Source organism: Okeania sp. SIO2F4, assembly GCF_010672385.1.
Classification (GTDB): domain Bacteria; phylum Cyanobacteriota; class Cyanobacteriia; order Cyanobacteriales; family Microcoleaceae; genus Trichodesmium.
The window spans coordinates 1-4,162 of the sequence record NZ_JAAHGT010000867.1 but is presented as its reverse complement, the minus strand read 5'-3'; the positions used below and the strand labels follow the sequence as shown (position 1 = coordinate 4,162).

Annotated in this window: 3 protein-coding genes; all 3 read left to right on the top strand. The window is 38.9% G+C overall.

Annotation, left to right across the window (positions count from 1 at the left end; genetic code table 11):
- Window positions 1–227: 227 nt before the first annotated feature.
- The 3 genes from F6K22_RS34125 (at window position 228) to F6K22_RS34115 (ending at window position 3,381) form a co-directional block, all read left to right on the top strand.
- Complete coding sequence (locus F6K22_RS34125) at window positions 228–848, top strand: phosphate/phosphite/phosphonate ABC transporter substrate-binding protein (RefSeq protein ID WP_293108629.1); 621 nt, start codon at window positions 228–230, stop codon at window positions 846–848.
- A 316-nt stretch (window positions 849–1,164) separates the two neighbouring features.
- Window positions 1,165–1,575, top strand: coding sequence for a substrate-binding domain-containing protein (locus F6K22_RS34120; protein WP_293108627.1), 411 nt, complete (start codon window positions 1,165–1,167; stop codon window positions 1,573–1,575).
- A gap of 33 nt (window positions 1,576–1,608) precedes the next feature.
- Window positions 1,609–3,381 (top strand): sensor histidine kinase, encoded by a 1,773-nt coding sequence (locus F6K22_RS34115; protein ID WP_293108624.1) that lies wholly within the window; start codon window positions 1,609–1,611, stop codon window positions 3,379–3,381.
- The last annotated feature ends 781 nt before the right edge of the window (window positions 3,382–4,162 follow it).

The following is a 4,162-nucleotide window of genomic DNA, read 5'->3' as shown; positions in this document are numbered from 1 at the left end:
TCAATCAAGTTTAGTTCCCCCTACTCCGTAGAGACGTTGCATACAACGTCTCTACCTAAATTTTTTATTGTGGTTATTCAAACAGACATAATCAGGACTTACACAGAGGTACTATATATAGAGTGAAAAAACTATAACGTTTGAGTTTTGAACGCTATATACATGGTATTTGCGTAAGTCCTAATAATATTAAAATGAAAATATTCAACTAAATCAACGCTCTGGGTATGGGCTTGCTTACCAAGCCCCTAGAATATGAAACTCGCCTGACACTTTCATCAATAAAAACTATGTTAAGACGTTATTTCCTTTGGTATTTTATCCTATTTGTTGCTGGCTGTACAGCAGCCACAAATAATCAGCGTAGCAATAACAATTCTCTTCTGAAGGATCAAGACAAACTGCTATTTGCTGTGAGCGATGTTCAAGGTCTCGAAGAGTTACAGGGTGATTATGGACAATTTAGAACTGCTTGGGAGGAGGTTTTGGAGACAAAAATTGAATTTTTTCCTGTTGATAACTTTCTGGAAGTAGCAACGGCACTACAGTTGGCTTTAGTAGATTTGGTTCTGGCAGGGCCATCAGAATATACGCTCGTTAGGGCAAGGACAAATTCTATGCCCATTGTTGCCCTAACAGGCCCTAACTACCGTGCGGCTATTGCTGTCCGTGGAGACAGCGGTCTTAAGTCATTAGCTGACTTAAAAGGCAAAACCATTGAGTTAGGTAATGTTGGAAGTACGGGGAGTTATAGTGACGTTCTCCTACATCAAATCAAAGATTATGATGTAGGCTTCCCCACCTCACGGACGCGGGTTTTCTGTTTCAAAGGGAGTACAACCACTTAACCCTCCACAGACAGAGACGATGAGACCCACCGCCTTTTTGTACTAAACAATTCTGTACTCATCTAGTTCCCTCAAGAGTTTTACCTTTTCACGGGTTGACTAGAACTTCTGAATTGAACCCCATACTCTATGTTGTTTTCATGGTTCTTTTCAGGTGCGTACTACCGCTACTCCTGATATAATCAACAATAACACAAAAAAGCACACAATGCAAGAAACTAAGTGGACGCTACGCGGTTTATTTGTTGGTCGGCAATTCCCCTCCCGTTAACATTCGTATAACGGGAGACCCCTTACCGACATCAAAGTTGGAGAGATGGATGCTGGATTGAAGCCCAAATCTGATATAAAAATTGTCACTTCAAAAGAGTATCACCTAAAAGCATTAAAAAATGATGAGGTTGATGGGTGGGGAAGAACTTTGCACAGATACGAAAGTTCTATGCAACAGGAGGGTGCATCTGAGAGTGATTATCGCCTACTTGCGAAGGGTATACAGTTGCCTCATGATGTTTTTATTGCTAGTAGCCAATTGGAACCGATGTTGGTAGATGAAATTCGCGATCGGATGTTGAAAAATCAGGACAGACTGCTGCAAGCTATCCTATCTGTACCACGTTTTACTTCTAAGTTTAAAGGTGCTACCCTAGCTCGTGCCAATGATAGTGATTATGAAATGATTCGCGAGGTGTATAAAGCAATGGGAGAAGAAAATTTTATTAAGTAATGCAAATAACAGGTTACTGATGAGGTACTTGCTATGAGAACAGGAAAACTTTTCTCTCTGGTGAAACACTGGAGCAAGGGTTTAACTATTGCCAAAAAAATTGGCTATGGTTATTCCCTAGCAGTTGGCATTGCTGTGTTGGGTACAACCATAGGCTTAATTGTAGGAGATTACTACCAAAGACAAGCCCAAGAGCAGCTAAGATTTATACAGAATGAGTTTAGTCTGTTAAAGGAATTAGAAAGTGCTATTTGGCAGGTACAATTCCATCCCCAACAACTAGCTACTGTGGTTGGCAGTCCTGTAAGGTTTCAGTATGAAACTACTAAATTCTTGGCTAAGAGTAAGCAATTAAAAGAAGTAATGGTTGAACTCAACGATATGATTCAAAATCAATCAACTAAATTAGTAGTGAAGCCGGAAATTTTTCAGGAAGTATTGCAAAGTTATCGTCAGACATGGGATTTCTACACTCAATTAATGGAGAGAATTTGGCAGGGAATAGATCCGGTTAATTTGCTACCAGAAGATATTCCAACTACTAAGCAACGAGTATTAGCTATCAACACAACAAAAGAGGCAATCGAAATTCGCATTGAGTTTGAAAAGCTTTCTGAAAGTTTAAACCAGTTAATAGATAAAGCGAAAAAACAGCAAACTAAAGCTAATAAGGAACTACTGCGTGCAGAAACCTTACGATTACGAATTATTATTGGCAGTATGATACTATCGGTGGCAATAGCTACTGGTTTGGCGTTTTATACCAGTCAAGCGATCGCCCGTCCTCTCAAGACCTTGACTGAAACTGCTCAACTGGTAACAGTAGAATCTAATTTCGATCTGCAAGCTAAAGTCAGCACTACTGATGAAGTAGGGTTATTAGCTATTTCTCTCAATCAGCTAATACAATGGGTAGGAGAATATACTGAAGAATTAAAGTTAGCTAATCAAAGAGTAGAAAAACGCACGACAGAACTGACACAAGCTTTGCAAAACCTTCAACAAACCCAGGCACAACTGATTCAAACAGAAAAAATGTCTAGTTTAGGGCAGATGGTGGCGGGAATTGCCCATGAGATTAATAACCCAGTCAATTTTATTCATGGTAATATTACCCCTCTTCAGGAATATACACAAAATATCTTTGATTTACTCAATCTTTATCAAAAGTTGTATCCCGATTCATATCCTGAAATAGAAGATTTAATGGCTGAGATTGATATTAATTATATCATCTATGATTTACCCCAGATAATTTCTTCTATGCAGATGGGAACTGACAGGATTAAGAATATTGTACTCTCCCTACGGAATTTTTCTCGGCTCGATGAAAGTAAGGTCAAATCTGCAGACCTACATGAAGGAATTGATAACACGCTGTTAATTCTCAGTCATAAGCTCAAACAGGGAGTTGAAATTATCAAAAATTATGGAGATTTACCTTTGGTCGAATGTTATCCGGCTCAATTAAATCAGGTTTTTATGAATATCATCGCCAATGCTATTGATGTGATGCTAGAGTCAGATACTGAACCGAAACACATTGTGATTCAAACAGAAAAGGTAGCTGAAGATCGAGTATTTGTAAAAATTCGAGATAATGGTCCAGGAATACCACCAGAAGTCAAAGATAAAATTTTTGACCCGTTTTTTACAACGAAGCAAGTAGGGAAGGGGACTGGTTTGGGTCTGTCAATTTCTTATAAGATTATTCAAAAGCACGGGGGAAAAATAGAAGTAATTTCTCAACCTGGAAAGGGTACAGAATTCGCGATCGCTCTTCCTGTCAATTTCCGGAGTATCTAGTTAGGGTTTGCGTATGGAAAGTCTTTTTGTTGAGGTAGGGAGTAGGGAGTAGGGAGTAGTTAAGACTCAGGAGGAACGGGGAGTTATAGACAAGGTGGTCGTTCATTATAGCTTGAGTGATTTTTCTGCCTCGCTTCACCCCAAAATGCTAACTTTTTGAGCGTGAAGGGCTCAAAACCAGGTACTTTTTTCCAGCTAAATTTGGCTAATACCTCTATCTGTCAATGCTTTGAGATTTAATCATCAAGCCCTAGTTAGCTAATAATATCAAATCCACTTAATTCGGTATAAAAAAATGGGTAGTGATGTACAAGTAGTGATACCCGGATAATAAGGTTAATTAGAGAGCGAATATTATTCTTTTGAAATATAGAATTTAGGGGCTTTTCTGTTCCCACCTTCTGTGTTCCCTATTCCCTTACTCCATTCTAAATCACTACATCTACAGGACTACCAAAAAATGTTCCATAAAAAGCCATTGCCACATCTTTCTTGATCTCCGCATCTCTCAACCTTCCCCACACTCTTTATCTAAATTATACTAATACTACCGGATTTAATATAAGGGAGCTTGTAACTGTTGGCTAAAATATGGTATTATCTCTTAAAATCTGGGATTATCTGTTTTATGTTACTTGGATTCACGCGCTGAACTACACCCCACAAACCAACAAAAAACATTACTAGCTAAACACGCGCTTTGTAGTTTGCTGGCGCATAGCTTTCCTGCGGAATGCTACGCAAACGCTAACGTCACGCTTGGAATTGGGGATTATGGTTA

What these genes read in the sequence shown, in the direction of transcription:
- F6K22_RS34115 (WP_293108624.1), top strand. Translation starts at nt 1,609, where the DNA reads ATGAGAACAGGAAAACTTTTCTCTCTGGTGAAACACTGGAGCAAGGGT.
- F6K22_RS34120 (WP_293108627.1), top strand. Translation starts at nt 1,165, where the DNA reads ATGGATGCTGGATTGAAGCCCAAATCTGATATAAAAATTGTCACTTCA.
- F6K22_RS34125 (WP_293108629.1), top strand. Translation starts at nt 228, where the DNA reads ATGGGCTTGCTTACCAAGCCCCTAGAATATGAAACTCGCCTGACACTT.